12 protein-coding genes, 1 pseudogene and 1 other annotated feature (1 of these 14 cut by a window edge) are annotated in these 13,644 nt (G+C 41.9%); all 13 genes and pseudogenes read left to right on the forward strand.

Annotated features, from left to right (window positions below):
- Window positions 1–106: a binding site (T-box leader), on the forward strand (it extends 201 nt beyond the left edge of the window).
- Window positions 107–316: 210 nt separating this feature from the next.
- The 13 genes and pseudogenes from proS (at window position 317) to ftsH (ending at window position 13,409) form a co-directional block, all read left to right on the forward strand.
- Window positions 317–1,747, forward strand: coding sequence for a proline--tRNA ligase (proS, locus tag D5281_RS00415; RefSeq protein ID WP_160558188.1), 1,431 nt, complete (start codon window positions 317–319; stop codon window positions 1,745–1,747).
- 57 nt (window positions 1,748–1,804) lie between these two features.
- Window positions 1,805–3,136 (forward strand): CCA tRNA nucleotidyltransferase, encoded by a 1,332-nt coding sequence (locus tag D5281_RS00420; protein ID WP_334296595.1) that lies wholly within the window; start codon window positions 1,805–1,807, stop codon window positions 3,134–3,136.
- Window positions 3,137–3,192: 56 nt separating this feature from the next.
- Window positions 3,193–4,182 carry a CotS family spore coat protein gene (locus tag D5281_RS00425; RefSeq protein ID WP_330584719.1) on the forward strand — a complete coding sequence of 330 codons (990 nt, stop codon included), beginning with the start codon at window positions 3,193–3,195 and terminating at the stop codon, window positions 4,180–4,182.
- 121 nt (window positions 4,183–4,303) lie between these two features.
- On the forward strand, window positions 4,304–5,854 hold the full coding sequence (locus tag D5281_RS00430) for a PEGA domain-containing protein (RefSeq protein ID WP_160558190.1): 1,551 nt from the start codon (window positions 4,304–4,306) through the stop codon (window positions 5,852–5,854).
- Window positions 5,855–5,939: 85 nt separating this feature from the next.
- A pseudogene (locus tag D5281_RS00435) lies at window positions 5,940–6,251 on the forward strand (HU family DNA-binding protein); the annotation flags it as partial.
- A gap of 121 nt (window positions 6,252–6,372) precedes the next feature.
- Complete coding sequence (locus D5281_RS00440) at window positions 6,373–6,612, forward strand: RNA-binding S4 domain-containing protein (protein WP_160558192.1); 240 nt, start codon at window positions 6,373–6,375, stop codon at window positions 6,610–6,612.
- 154 nt (window positions 6,613–6,766) lie between these two features.
- The gene (yabP, locus tag D5281_RS00445; RefSeq protein WP_160558193.1) at window positions 6,767–7,057 is read left to right on the forward strand and encodes a sporulation protein YabP; all 291 of its coding nucleotides are present in this window, start codon (window positions 6,767–6,769) and stop codon (window positions 7,055–7,057) included.
- Window positions 7,058–7,063: 6 nt separating this feature from the next.
- On the forward strand, window positions 7,064–7,552 hold the full coding sequence (gene yabQ / locus D5281_RS00450; RefSeq protein ID WP_160558194.1) for a spore cortex biosynthesis protein YabQ: 489 nt from the start codon (window positions 7,064–7,066) through the stop codon (window positions 7,550–7,552).
- A 49-nt stretch (window positions 7,553–7,601) separates the two neighbouring features.
- On the forward strand, window positions 7,602–7,907 hold the full coding sequence (locus D5281_RS00455) for an FtsB family cell division protein (protein WP_160558195.1): 306 nt from the start codon (window positions 7,602–7,604) through the stop codon (window positions 7,905–7,907).
- Between the two features lie 206 nt (window positions 7,908–8,113).
- Complete coding sequence (locus D5281_RS00460) at window positions 8,114–9,316, forward strand: SpoIIE family protein phosphatase (protein ID WP_160558196.1); 1,203 nt, start codon at window positions 8,114–8,116, stop codon at window positions 9,314–9,316.
- Between the two features lie 108 nt (window positions 9,317–9,424).
- Window positions 9,425–10,891 carry a tRNA lysidine(34) synthetase TilS gene (gene tilS, locus D5281_RS00465; RefSeq protein ID WP_160558197.1) on the forward strand — a complete coding sequence of 489 codons (1,467 nt, stop codon included), beginning with the start codon at window positions 9,425–9,427 and terminating at the stop codon, window positions 10,889–10,891.
- A 51-nt stretch (window positions 10,892–10,942) separates the two neighbouring features.
- Window positions 10,943–11,467: a hypoxanthine phosphoribosyltransferase gene (gene hpt, locus D5281_RS00470; protein ID WP_160558198.1), complete on the forward strand. Its 525-nt coding sequence runs from the start codon at window positions 10,943–10,945 to the stop codon at window positions 11,465–11,467.
- A gap of 103 nt (window positions 11,468–11,570) precedes the next feature.
- The gene (ftsH, locus tag D5281_RS00475; RefSeq protein ID WP_160558199.1) at window positions 11,571–13,409 is read left to right on the forward strand and encodes an ATP-dependent zinc metalloprotease FtsH; all 1,839 of its coding nucleotides are present in this window, start codon (window positions 11,571–11,573) and stop codon (window positions 13,407–13,409) included.
- The last annotated feature ends 235 nt before the right edge of the window (window positions 13,410–13,644 follow it).

Here is a 13,644-nt window from a genome sequence, read left to right on the forward strand (position 1 = left end):
TATAGGAAGGCATTTAAGCACAGCGTAGCACCGGCGTTAACGGTAAGAAAAGAGAATGTTTATGATGCATTAAGTAGGGTGGTACCGCCGGATTCCGGTCCCTTGTGGGGGTGGAGAGGTGTGCCACCCTTTCTGTCATATTTGCCCGGATACTTTAGCATGATTTTTAGTAGTGGGAGATGACGGAAGCAGTTCACAGAATAATTGGCAGAGATTATGTTTGTACGGCACATGAACTCTGCAAAGCAAAGGCAGTTACGTCTGTGCATTTGCCTATGGCAATTCAAATCACAGGCCGTACAGAAAAGAGGAGAAAATGGCTGAAAAAAAATTGGTAGAAGCAATTACATCCATGAGCGAAGATTTTGCACAGTGGTATACGGATGTAGTGAAAAAAGCAGAACTAATCGACTATTCTAATGTTAAAGGTTGTATGGTTATTAAGCCTGCCGGATATGCCATCTGGGAAAATATCCAAAGGCAGCTGGACGAGAGATTTAAGGCAACAGGGGTGGAGAATGTATATATGCCTATGTTTATTCCGGAGAGCCTTTTACAGAAGGAAAAAGATCATGTGGAGGGTTTTGCGCCTGAGGTTGCCTGGGTGACGCATGGAGGATTGAATCCCCTTCAGGAAAGAATGTGTGTAAGGCCTACATCAGAAACTTTATTCTGTGATTTTTATAAAGGAGATATCCATTCTTACCGTGATCTGCCGAAGGTGTATAATCAGTGGTGTAGTGTAGTTCGCTGGGAAAAGGAGACAAGACCTTTCTTGCGTTCCAGGGAGTTTTTGTGGCAGGAGGGGCATACGGCTCATGCTACAGCTAAGGAGGCAGAGGAGAGAACAGAGCAGATGCTGAATATATATGCTGATTTCTGTGAGGAAGTGTTGGCGATTCCTGTTATAAAAGGACGTAAAACAGAGAAGGAAAAATTTGCCGGTGCACATGCCACTTATTCTATAGAAGCGCTAATGCATGATGGCAAGGCCCTTCAATCCGGTACCAGCCATAATTTTGGAGATGGCTTTGCGAAGGCATTCGGGATTCAGTTTACAGACAAGGATAATCAGTTAAAGTACGTACATCAAACCTCCTGGGGGGTATCTACCAGAATCATTGGTGCGATTATCATGGTGCATGGGGACGATTCGGGCCTGGTGCTGCCGCCTAAAATTGCGCCTACACAGATTATGATTATTCCGATTCAGCAAAAGAAGGAAGGGGTTCTTGATAAGGCTTATGAGCTTCGGGAAAAGCTTGGCAGCTTCCGTGTAAAGGTGGATGACAGCGATAAAAGTCCGGGCTGGAAGTTTTCTGAGCAGGAAATGCGCGGTATTCCTCTGCGCGTAGAAATTGGCCCTAAGGATATTGAGGCAGGAAAATGTGTGATCTGCCGCCGGGATACCAGAGAAAAGGTTGAGACAGCGTTAGAACAGCTGGAAAAGACAGTAGAAGAATTATTAGCTCAAATGCAGTCGGATATGCTAAAGCGGGCAAAGAAGCATTTGGAGGAGCATACTTATACTGCATTAAACAGGGAAGATTTTGAAAAAATTTTTCAAGAAAAAACTGGTTTTGTGAAAGCAATGTGGTGCGGAGAAATGGCTTGTGAGGAAGCCATCAAAGAAAATATGGCCGTAACCAGCCGCTGTATGCCTTTCAAGCAGGAATGTTTGTCGGATACCTGTGTTTATTGCGGAAAACCGGCTAAAAAGATGGTATATTGGGGAAAAGCTTATTAAAAAACAGACCATCTAAATGTATGGTTATTTGATAGATTAAGGAGGAGCGCGGATACAGTGATGATACAATTGCCTGAAAAAGTAAGGCGCATTATAAATACCATTATGGAAGCCGGTTACGAGGCATATGCTGTAGGAGGCTGTATTCGCGATTCCATTTTAGGACGGGAGCCAGATGATTGGGATATCACGACTTCCGCAACGCCTGGGCAGGTAAAGGAGCTCTTTAGCCATACCATAGACACAGGAATACAGCATGGGACAGTTACGGTAATGTTAGAAAGGGAAGGCTTTGAAGTAACCACCTATCGAATTGATGGTAAATATGAGGATGGGCGGCATCCTAAGGAAGTGACCTTTACGCCTAGTCTACTGGAGGATTTAAAACGGAGAGATTTTACCATAAATGCAATGGCTTATAATGATGAGGCCGGGCTGGTGGATGTATTTGGCGGAGAGGATGATATTAAGAGAAAGGTTATTCGTTGTGTGGGAGAACCCAAAGAACGGTTTGGGGAGGATGCATTGCGGATGATGCGGGCTGTGCGTTTTTCCGGGCAGTTGGGATATGAGATTGAAGTAAATACATCAAAGGCTATTCGAGAATTAAATCATAATTTAATCCAAGTCAGTGCCGAGAGAATCCAGATGGAACTGGTAAAGCTGGCCATGTCACCTCATCCAGAAAATTTACGTCTTGCTTATGAGACAGGAATTACACAGGTGATACTTCCGGAGTTCGATGTATGTATGAAGACAGAGCAGAAAAACCCTCATCACTGTTATACGGTAGGAGAGCATATATTGAAATCCATGGAAGAAATAAAACCTGAGAAGATGCTGCGGCTGGCTATGTTGTTTCATGATATAGGCAAGCCCAAGACGCTGACGTTAGATGAAAAGGGCGTGCATCATTTTCATGGGCATCCTGCAGTATCGGCAAAGATGGCCAGGGGAATTTTAAAAAGGCTTAAGTTTGACAACCAGACGATCTATTTTGTGACAAATCTGGTGAAATATCATGATTATAATATAAAACCGGAGCCGATGTATGTCAGACGTGCGATTATGAAAATAGGGGAGGATATTTTTCCTCTTCTGTTTGAGGTGAAGGCAGCAGATTTAAGGGCACAAAGCACCTATATGCGCAGGGAAAAGGAAGAAAAGCTAAAGAATGTTTATGAGGTCTATCAACAGATTATTTCCGAGAGACAGTGCGTTTCTATAAAGGATCTGGCTGTTACAGGAAAAGACTTAATGGAAGAAGCAGGAATGCAGGCGGGCCCCGAATTAGGGAAGATGTTAAACAGATTATTGGATTTTGTTGTGGAGGATCCTTCCCGTAACGAAAGAGAAATTCTTCTGAAGGCAGTGAAGGAATTTAAGTAATACTTCAGGCTGGTCATTCATATGATAGGATATGACACAAATTGGGGGTAATCATTGTGAATGACAGAAGCGTCAGTCTGCTGGAAAATTATGATATAGAGGTGCTTCGTACCTGGAGAGGACGGGGCGCTATTCTCTGTGAAACTAAGCAGGGCACTCTTATATGGAAGGAATATACCGGCCATAAGGAAAAGGCTGTTTTTCAGGATGCGCTGCTTACCACAATCAGGCAAAGAGGATTTGGGAATGTAGAAGGTATTCTTAAAAATAAAGAGCAGGAACTTTTGACACAGGACCAGGATGGGACTTTTTATGTCCTTAAGACCTATTGTGAGGGACGGGAATGTAATGTTAAGGATATGGATGAATGCAGGCAGGCAGCCGAAATGCTTGCTCGGTTTCATAGTGTATCCAGCATAGAAGATTCCTTTAGCGGCGGCAGTATGTCCCACCCTGCCCATGTAGAGTTTGAAAAACATAATAAAGAACTGCGCAGAGTCAGGAAATATTTAAAGGAGCGGAGCCAGAAGACAGATTTTGAAATCTGCCTGATGAAAAATTATGATTACTTTTTTAATCTGGCATTGCAAATAACAGAAGAACTGCGGTTTTACCAAAATAAGATGGAGAACCGATTTGTGTGCCATGGAGATTATCAGCATCATAATATAATTATTTGTGATGATGGAATGCATCTAATTAATTTTGAAAAATGCGTTTTTGACAGTCCGGTCAGAGATTTATATCTGTTTATGAGAAAGCTGTTGGAAAAAAGCGGCTGGGTGCAAAACGTGGGATTTGAGCTGGTAAATTCTTATGAAAAAGTAAGACCTATGGAGAAGGAAGAATATTTGCAGCTCTATTATCGATTAGCTTATCCGGAAAAGTTTTGGAAAATTGCAAATTTTTATTATAATTCCGGAAAAGCATGGATTCCAGGGAAAAATTTAGAAAAGTTGTGTAAAGTGACAGATCAGGAAAAGGATAAGAGGGAATTTTTAGATAGGTTTAAGCTGCGGTATAGCTTATGTCCCGCGGAAATGTAGGGCTGGCAATTTTTTGTAAGCGTTTGACTAATTTCAAGTAAGTGTTATACTGTAAGACAGGAAAGAAATAAAGTAGTTAATTAACACAGCATGGCAGATATTGTTTTGCTATGCAGGGGGTATGATGATGAATAGAAATAATATACAAAAGTTGATAAAACCTGTTCTTTGTGGATTGTGCCTTATATTGACAGGATGCAGCGCTGCCAGTTTGGCGCACGAGTCTACTTTTGCAAGCTCTTACGAGAATGAAGAGGAAGAAGAAGCTGTAAATATTTATACTTCTGACGCAACGGTAATTATTGAAGGTACGAATGAGGAAGATCAAACCATTACAGTGCGCTTGGTTAACAGAAATGAGAGTAGAACCTTAAGCTATAGCGGCGCCACGCTTATCTGGGATAAATACGGAAGCGCTATAACAATGGCGCAGCTTAAGGCGGGAACTATAGCGGATATTTCTTATAATGATGAGCTGGAAAAGGTGGGTTCCATCAGCCTTTCTAAAGATGCCTGGAGTTATGAAGAAGTAGACAGATATATTTTGGACGCAGGTAACGGAAGTGCGGCAATTGGAGATGAAATGTACAGCATTGGCGGAAATGTAATGGTATTTTCAGATGGGAAATCAATTGATACCTCCCAGATTATCCGTCATGATGTGCTTACTTTTTATGGAATGGATTATAATATAATGAGCATTGCGGTGGATAAGGGGCATGGATACCTGAAGCTTGAAAATGAAGATGCTGTTTTGGGAGGCTGGATAGAGATTGGACAGGCAGTAATTTCCCAGATTGCACCAGATATGCTGTTCACAGTACCGGAGGGGAGCTACACTGTAAGGTTTAATGCAGATGGTGTGGACGAAACCAGGGAAGTGACGATTGAGAGAAATAAGGAGACGGTTTTAAACCTTGAGGATATTGAAATTCCTGAGCCGAAGGATGGGATTGTAACATTTGAAATTACACCCACTCCCTCAGCTGTGTACGTGGATGATACAAAGGTAGAAACCAAATATCCGTTGAGACTGCCAATAGGGCTTCACCAGGTTACGGCAGAGGCCTCTGGCTATGAAACTCTTTCACAGTATTTTCAGGTGGAGGGAAAGAACACTACTGTTAAGATGAACTTAGTGGAGAAAGTTTCCACTGTTTCCGGTAACAGCGTTACTGAAAACAAGGAAGAAGAAAAGAAGACCAGTACGGTCACCATTGATACACCGAATGGCGTTGAGGTATATCAGGATAATCTGTATATGGGAATTGCGCCGGTTACTTATGATAAGACACCGGGGGAACACACAATTACCTTAAGGAAAACCGGGTATATTACCAGAAGCTACAGTATTAATATTGCGGATGATGATGAGGATGTTACTTATTCCTTCCCGGATTTGGATCCTGAGAATAGCGATAACACGGTAAGCGGCAATAATGCCGATAAAAATACGGTAAGCGGAAATAAACTCAATGAGGATAAAAAGAAAAACGAAAACAATCAGGGAAGTACAGGAAACCAAAGCAGTTCAAATAATGAGAACAATACGGGTAACAGCAATAATACAGATAATCGCGATGATACAGATAATCAGGGAAATAATGGTAATACGGTAAGTGGAAATACAGTAAGCGGCAATGTTCTTGATGGGGATTCTAAAAATGTATAAAAAGTCTTGGAGTAGGGAAATATACCTTGACAAATATACCCAGAAACGCTATATATAGATATAGGCGTTTCAAGAAGAGACATCTGAAAACACTCATATAATAATAGAGGAGGAGTTCGAAATGAACAAAACAGAGTTAGTTGCTGCAATGGCAGAACAGGCTGGTTTATCCAAGAAGGATGCAGAGCAGGCTTTAAAGGCTTTTATTGATGTTGTATCAGAAGAATTAAAAAATGATGGAAAGGTTCAGCTAGTTGGTTTTGGTACTTTTGAAGTATCTAAGAGAGCAGCAAGAGATGGCAGAAATCCACGTACAGGTGAGATAATGCCTATTGCAGCATCCAAGGCTCCTAAATTTAAAGCAGGCAAGGCTTTAAAGGATATGATCAACGAATAAGATAAAATATTTAAGGGACCTGCTTTGAGCAGGTTCTTTTTATGTAAAGATAAAGAACACTTAGGAAGAATCATCGGTTTTTGAGTATATAGGCGGCAGAGAATATGCAGGGGGTTTGAAAATGAGACTGGATAAATATTTAAAGGTTTCCCGGTTAATTAAGAGAAGAACCGTTGCCAATGAGGCCTGTGATGCAGGAAGGGTTTTTATTAACGATAGGCCTGCTAAGGCATCGGCAGATGTAAAAGTGGGAGATGTGATCACCATCGCTTTTGGCAATAAGGACGTGAAGGTAGAAGTGCTGAACGTACAGGAGACAGTGAAAAAAGAAGAAGCAAAAGAACTGTTTAAGTATTTATAGATAAAATTTAGCTGGCTTATAAAAAGTGATTCTATATTGACAAGTTTCCTAATATAATCTTTTAGGGGGATAGACTGAAAAATCAGAGATGTCCAATCAACAAATTTGTGCTCACACCCTAATACACGGGTTATTGGAAGCATGGAGGAATCATATGGAAGAATTGACGAATGTAAATAAACGCGCACATAAGCTGATGCTGAACAATAGAAGAACATGTAATCTGACGGGCGTAAATGACGTCCTGTCTTTTGATGAAAATGAAATTATCCTGGAAACGGAACAGGGTATGCTGATGATCAAGGGAAATGAATTACATGTGAGCAGGCTTACTCTGGATAAAGGAGAGGTAGACGTGGATGGAAGGGTTGACAGCTTCACTTATTCGGAACAGGCAGGCATAGGGGCTAAGGGAGAGTCATTGTTAGCAAGGCTGTTTAAGTAGGTGTTTATGAGCCAGGATATTGTAAATGAAGTAACATTTTTATTGCATTCCTTTTTGCTGGGAATTGTTATTACCTTTGCTTATGATGGGTTTTTGATTTTACGCAGGCTGGTGAGCCACAGTCTTTTCCTGATTTCTCTGGAAGATATGATTTTTTGGATTGCCTGTGCAATCGGTGTTTTTTACATGCTTTATGAGGAAAATAATGGGATTTTAAGGTGGTTTGCCGTGTTTGGCGCAGCGATTGGGATGCTTGTATATAAAAAAAGCGTCAGCCCGCTGTTTGTAAATATTTTGACGACCGTAATTAAGCGTATATTTCATGTAGTCTTCTGTTTTTTGCGGTTTATTTTAAGGCCAGCGCGCCTTTTAGGGAGAAAAATATATAAGATTTCAGGGCGTTCTTACCGGAGAGGAAAGAAAGCTGGGAAATATTTAAAAAACAAGTTGACGGGTAAGCTGAAATTACTTAAAATAACATTATCTAAGCATTAAGGGGAGTTGCGCTCGGAATGGGCAGCTTGAAATGAAGGGATAAAATATTATGGCAAAGATGGCTGCACATAGAAGAAGGCGGCAGAACCGCTTTGGCATGTTTTTGGTTTTAATTGTTGTAATCATGTTGCTTGTTGTGGTGGCTTTTAATAGTGTGGAGCTTATGGCGAAGCAGGAAATCTACCATCAAAAAGAGGCAGCATTGGAGGAACAGATTGCGGCGGAAGAAAAACGTGCACAGGAAATAGAAGAATTTGAAAAATATACACATACCAAGAAATACATTGAGGAAATAGCAAGAGATAAGCTTGGTTTGGTGTATGAAGGTGAAATTGTATTCAGAGATGAAAATTAAGGCAGGCTGTCCTCGGCATAGGGCAGCCTGCTTTTCATCCTGTGAGCAATGAGTCAAAGGGATATGAAGTATGGCAGTATCTGATGAACGAACCTGTAAAGAGAGATGGCGCTTGCTGTCAAAATATTTTTTGATTTCATAGTATTTTTTTGACAAAATATTTCTTGTTTGCCGTGTATAATAATCCCTTGCAGGAGGGAGCGGTTATGAGGAAACAGGTATTAAGCGAAAGAGAAGAATTTAACAGCATACTACCGGAATATGGACGAAGAAAACTGCTTACCTACGCAGATTCCATTAGGGAGTTGGCGGAAAGTTTTAGAGAGACCGAGAATAACAGAGAAAACACGGATATAGCATTAGAGAGCGACAGAAGAGACTACATATGGCAGAAGCGCCTGAACGAAAATAAAGATTTGATGATAGCGCACCTTCAAGAAATGGCACAGATCATGACTCAGCTTGCGGAGGAATCCAGAAGATGTGTGCCAATGGGAGAGAGGCGGTTTAAGCAGGTTTCCCACGCCCTTCGAGAGGTTGAAATTCAGCTTAAAAATCTGTATTTGATTGAAAATGAGACAGGCCGTATGGAAGTGACGCTTACCATGAGAAATATTAAGAAAAATAATTTATCCTCGGAAGAAATTGGAGATTTACTTTCCGTTCTTTTGAATATGCGTCTTGTAGGCGCGCAGGATAATGCTTTTTTTGTGGGAGCGGACTGGGAAACCTTTTATTATGTGGAAGAAGCTAAATATCATGTTTTGACAGGAGTAGCGAAGGCAACCAAAGAGACGGAAAAGATTTCGGGAGATAATTATGCTTTTTTTGAGACAAACATGGGAAATCTTACGGTAGTACTTTCAGATGGTATGGGCTCCGGGGAGAAAGCGAATAATGACAGTACTATGGTAGTGGAGCTGATGCAGAAGTTTTTAGAAGCGGGTTTTCAGATGGAAATGGCGATACAGATGATTAACAGCGCGTTACTTGCAGGAGGAGAAAATTCCAATATGTCCACTCTGGATCTTTGCAGCATGGATTTGTACAGCGGAGAGTGTCATTTTGTTAAGGTTGGGAGTGCCAGCTCCTATATTAAAAGGCAGCATTTGGTGGACAGAATTTCATCGGGCAATCTGCCCATGGGGGTTTTTAAAAAGCCGGATATGGAGGCGGTAGGAAGAACTCTGATGGATGGAGATTATATTGTTATGGTTTCCGATGGTATATTAGATGCTCTTTCTCAAGGAATAGGGGAGGACATGCTATCGGAGTTAATCGGCAATACGAATTTGGAAAATCCGGGGGAGATGGCGAATGCAATTTTAAATTTTTGTATCCATCAAAGCAGGGGCAGAATTCGGGATGATATGACAGTGCTTGTAATTGGGATTTGGAAACGACAGTGACTGACCGACAATAAATTATCCGAAAATAGAATTGCGCGAAATAAAATTTCTATAAAGGATAGAGGTAAGGTGATTGACTTTTTGGGAATTTGAGCTATATTATTAGGTATGGTTAAGAAGGTAATGAATTATGTGAATAGATATCGTATGATAGAACAGGGAGATACGGTAGTGGCAGGAATTTCAGGGGGCGCAGATTCTGTTTGCCTCCTTTTTTTGCTGATGGAAATGCAGAGGCAGATTCCTTTTAAAATAGAGGTGGTACATGTAAATCATGGGATACGACAGGATGCGGCGCAGGATGCTCTTTTTGTGGGAAAGCTTTGCAAGAGGCTTGGAGTCCCTTTCCGTCTGGTAGAAGAAAATGTGAAAGAACGGGCAAGAGAAAATGGGACCTCTGAGGAGGAGGAAGGGCGGAAGGTAAGGTATCAGGCTTTTGAACAGGCGCTGGGGGACAGGAAAGGAAAAGTTGGCATCGCCCATAACAGCAATGATCGGGCGGAGACGATGTTGTTTCACCTGTTTCGGGGAACAGGGCTTACGGGAGCAAGCGGTATACGGCCGGTAAACGGAAAGGTGATTCGCCCGCTTTTATGCTTACAAAGAAAGGAAATAGAAGCATGGCTTTGGAAAAAGGGAATTCCTTTTTGTACGGACAGCACGAATGAGCAGGATATTTATACCAGGAACCGCATCAGGCATCATGTTCTGGCGTATGCCGAAAGAGAAGTCTGCAAGGGGGCAGTGGCAAATATGTACCGGGCAGCCGAGCAGCTTTTTGAGGCGGAGGAGTATATCAGCAGGCAGACAAAGGAGGCCTTGAAAAGATGTGTGCAGGTGGACGGGGAGCAGGCGGTGGTTGAAATTAGGATACCGGAGCTTTTTAAGGAGGACGAATATTTACGGGGACGTGTTCTGCTTGAGAGTATTGCATTGGCAGCCGGGCGCAGGAAGGATATTACGGCAGCCCATATTAAAGGAGTAGAAGCGCTCTTTCGAGGGACAGGCAGCAGAGAGCTGCATTTACCGTATCGTCTTGTGGTTTATAAAAAATATGATTTGGGTATGATAAAAAAGAGGGATGAAGCTGGAAAAGATAAGGCATTTTTGCCTTTACGAGAAAATAAGGTAGAATGTGAGGTGACACTTCCTTTTCCTTCATCTATATATGTGCCGGGGCTGGGAAGGGTGGAATTTACCCTCCATTGTAGTAAGAAGGTGGAAAGCACAGAACTTTTTTGTGGAAATACAGTGTTTTTTTGTGAGGATTCACAAAATATTCCGGAAAAAACATATACGAAATGGTTTGATTATGATAAAATAACTTCGGCTATTGTGTTCCGGACCAGGAAATCCGGGGATTATTTTATGATTCATAATGGGATGGGACGTAAATCATTGCAGGATTATTTTGTAAATGAAAAGGTTCCCAGACAGGACAGAGATAAGATTTATTTGTTGGCAGAGGGTGCCCATGTGATATGGATACCGGGATACAGGATAAGTGAATATTACAAGGTACATAAAGATACCCGTATGGTTTTACAGGTAAGAGCTGTAGATCAAGAGGGATAAGTACTGGCGGCGCTATAGAGTGTCAGCTTTAAGAAGAAAGGAGTCAGTGATATGACTGAAAAAATTAAAGTACTGTTATCTGAGGGGGAAGTGGACGCTAAAATTCAGCAGATTGGTGAACAAATCAGCAAAGATTATGCAGGTAAGCAGGTACATCTTGTCTGTGTGCTAAAGGGCGGAAGCTTTTTTATGTGTGAATTAGCCAAAAGAATTACCGTGCCGGTTTCTCTGGATTTTATGTCTGTTTCAAGCTATGGCAGTGAAACCAAATCTAGCGGTGTAGTCAGGATTGTAAAGGATTTGGACGAACCGCTGAAAGGGAAAAATGTTATCGTAATAGAAGATATTGTGGATTCCGGACGTACCTTAAGCTATCTTCTGGAGATGCTTAAGGATAGAGGGCCTGAAAGCCTTAGGCTTTGCACCTTGTTAGATAAGCCGGACCGGAGAGTGGTGGATGTGAATGTAGATTATACAGGGTTCCAGATACCTGATGAATTTGTGGTAGGATATGGACTTGACTATGATCAAAAATACAGAAACCTCCCCTACATTGGAATAGTGGAATTTGAGTAAGGGAGAGTCCTTCCGGAAGGAAATAAAAATTGGAAACTGTTTCCAAGGTAGAAAATGATTGCAGTATCGTGGAGATAGTCTGCGGTATGCAGGGGGTAAGACATTGAATAAGAGAAATAAAGGATATAGTGCATATTTTGTACTGGTATTACTGTTGCTGGCGCTGCTTGTTATTCCAAATTTGTTGGACAATAACCAGGTTGAGTATACCAGAGGCGAATTAATTGAAGATCTGGAAAAGGGCAACGTGGTGTACGCCAGCATTTCTCCCAGCCGGGAGACACCTACCGGCGAGGTGGATTTTATATTGAGCGAAGGGCCGAGCAGGACCCTGTACGCAACGGATGTAAGGGAAATTGAAGAACTGTTGATTTCCTACGGGGTAGATCCGGAGGTAAAGAAGGTACAGGAGGAAAGCTGGTTTTTGACAAGCGTATTTCCGGTCCTGTTGGCAATCATTGTAATGGTCTTCTTCTTTGTGATGATGAATAGCCAAAACACAGGCGGCAATAGCAAAATGATGAATTTTGGTAAGAGCCGAGCAAGACTTTCCATGGGTGATGGAAAGATTATGCTAAAGGATGTGGCCGGCCTTAAGGAAGAAAAAGAAGAACTGGAAGAAATTGTGGAATTTTTAAAGGAGCCTGCCAAATTTACCAGGGTAGGGGCAAGGATTCCGAAGGGTGTGCTTTTAGAGGGAGCGCCCGGTACAGGAAAAACGCTGCTTGCAAAGGCAATTGCGGGAGAGGCAGGAGTTCCTTTCTTCAGTATTTCAGGTTCTGATTTTGTGGAGATGTTTGTAGGTGTAGGTGCATCCAGAGTCCGCGATTTGTTCGAGGATGCAAAGAGGCATGCACCGTGTATTGTGTTCATAGATGAAATTGATGCGGTTGCAAGGCGCCGTGGAACCGGTATGGGAGGCGGCCATGACGAGAGAGAACAGACCTTAAACCAATTGCTTGTCGAGATGGATGGGTTTGGGGTAAATGAAGGCATTATTGTGTTGGCAGCTACGAATCGTGTGGATATTTTGGACCCGGCAATTCTGCGTCCCGGACGTTTCGATAGAAAGATCAGTGTTAACAGGCCGGATATAGGCGGCAGGGAAGACATTCTCAAGGTACATGCCAGAAATAAACCGCTTGCAGAGGACGTTGATTTAAAGCAGATTGCCCAGACAACCGCAGGATTTACGGGGGCGGATCTTGAAAACCTTTTGAATGAAGCTTCCATTGTAGCAGCCAAGCAGAATAGAAGCTTTGTGGTACAGGAGGATATCAAAAAGGCGTTTATTAAAGTAGGAATTGGTGCGGAAAAGAAAAGCCGTATCATTACGGATAAGGAAAAGAAAATTACGGCTTACCATGAAGCGGGCCATGCAATTTTATTCCATGTACTGCCGGATGTAGGACCTGTGTATACAGTTTCCATTATCCCTACCGGCCTTGGGGCAGCAGGCTATACGATGCCACTTCCTGAAAATGATGAGATGTTTATCACAAAAGGTAAAATGCTGCAGGATATTATGGTATCCTTAGGCGGAAGAATTGCGGAAGAAATTATATTTAATGATATTACAACAGGAGCATCCAGCGATATCAAAAAGGCAACGCAGGCCGCGAGAGATATGGTGACCAGATACGGTATGTCAGAAAACATTGGTGTCATCAATTATAACAGTGACGATGACGAAGTGTTCATTGGGAGAGATTTGGCCCATGCCAAGAGTCACAGCGAATTAATATCGGGCGAGATTGATAAGGAAGTAAAGAGCATTATTGATGATTGTTATGCAAAAGCAAAAGCGATTATCTTAGAACATGTGCAGGTGCTTCATGACTGTGCAGAGCTTCTTCTTAAGAAGGAAAAGATTGGAAGGGTTGAATTTGAGGCTTTGTTTAACCGGAACAATCCTTCGCCAGAGGCTTTTTTCGAAAGTTAATTATAAATATTGCACAAAAATGAATGGCCAAATTTGTAATATTTGTGAATCGTGGGTATTTACGCAAAAGCAGGGGTATGGTATTATACTACTTGTAACCCCCCAATACATTATATAGTTTTTTGCTATACCCCCATAAGAAAGAAATACCTTCTCTAAAAAGGACAGTAAATAAAATTACTGTCTTTTTTACGTTATAACAGTTCAGGTTGAGGCGGTTGACTAACTTCCTTAT

It is taken from the genome of Parablautia muri, from assembly GCF_009917485.1.
GTDB classification, from domain to species: Bacteria; Bacillota; Clostridia; order Lachnospirales; family Lachnospiraceae; genus Suilimivivens; species Suilimivivens muri.

Bases quoted from the DNA above. Each gene is read 5' to 3' on its own strand.
- proS (WP_160558188.1), top strand. From the start codon at position 317: ATGGCTGAAAAAAAATTGGTAGAAGCAATTACATCCATGAGCGAAGAT.
- D5281_RS00430 (WP_160558190.1), top strand. From the start codon at position 4,304: ATGATGATGAATAGAAATAATATACAAAAGTTGATAAAACCTGTTCTT.
- D5281_RS00440 (WP_160558192.1), top strand. From the start codon at position 6,373: ATGAGACTGGATAAATATTTAAAGGTTTCCCGGTTAATTAAGAGAAGA.
- yabP (WP_160558193.1), top strand. From the start codon at position 6,767: ATGGAAGAATTGACGAATGTAAATAAACGCGCACATAAGCTGATGCTG.
- yabQ (WP_160558194.1), top strand. From the start codon at position 7,064: ATGAGCCAGGATATTGTAAATGAAGTAACATTTTTATTGCATTCCTTT.
- D5281_RS00455 (WP_160558195.1), top strand. From the start codon at position 7,602: ATGGCAAAGATGGCTGCACATAGAAGAAGGCGGCAGAACCGCTTTGGC.
- D5281_RS00460 (WP_160558196.1), top strand. From the start codon at position 8,114: ATGAGGAAACAGGTATTAAGCGAAAGAGAAGAATTTAACAGCATACTA.
- tilS (WP_160558197.1), top strand. From the start codon at position 9,425: ATGGTTAAGAAGGTAATGAATTATGTGAATAGATATCGTATGATAGAA.
- hpt (WP_160558198.1), top strand. From the start codon at position 10,943: ATGACTGAAAAAATTAAAGTACTGTTATCTGAGGGGGAAGTGGACGCT.